Source organism: Blautia sp. HCP3S3_B11 (genome assembly GCF_052064435.1).
Taxonomy (GTDB): Bacteria; Bacillota; Clostridia; order Lachnospirales; family Lachnospiraceae; genus Blautia_A.
Map to the genome: position 1 here is coordinate 1 of NZ_JBQHVP010000064.1, position 541 is coordinate 541.

Annotated in this window: 1 protein-coding gene; it reads left to right on the forward strand. The window is 45.7% G+C overall.

The genetic code is table 11. The features are described 5' to 3' along the window. The first annotated feature begins 70 nt into the window (after positions 1–70). Positions 71–454 (forward strand): prolipoprotein diacylglyceryl transferase, encoded by a 384-nt coding sequence (locus ACTNC0_RS18265; RefSeq protein ID WP_441088495.1) that lies wholly within the window; start codon positions 71–73, stop codon positions 452–454. The last annotated feature ends 87 nt before the right edge of the window (positions 455–541 follow it).

The following is a 541-nucleotide window of genomic DNA, read 5'->3' on the forward strand; positions in this document are numbered from 1 at the left end:
AGGAGGGGTACAAGCCCCTTCTGATAAACTGCGGAGCAGTTATTCGGTTATGAGCAAGTAGCGAAAGCGGATTGCGAATATCCGATTGACTCGAGAAGCATTCGGCGAATATACAAATGGCTTATTTGCCATGAGACTTCCGGTGGATGCAGTAAGAAGTTCGGATATCACAACAAAGATGTGGAATCATGCCGAGACAGTCAAAGGAGTCATGTATATTCAGGTTCATCCGACCTACCTGTACGAATCCCTGTGGTGTCTGATGGTGCTGATCATCATGCTGTTGTACCGCAAGCATAAGAAATTCGATGGGGAAGTCTTCCTGATCTATCTCTTGGGGTATGGTCTTGGCAGATTCTGGATCGAAGGACTTAGAACCGATCAGCTGTTGCTGCCAAAAGTTGGACTTCCGGTCTCTCAGCTGTTGGCAGGCACGATTGTAATGATATCGTAAGCGCTTAATTTTCAGCCGTTGATAGAAAAATACCCGGCTACTTTTCAGCAGCCGGAGAACTTTGACAATTCACATATGATTGATTCT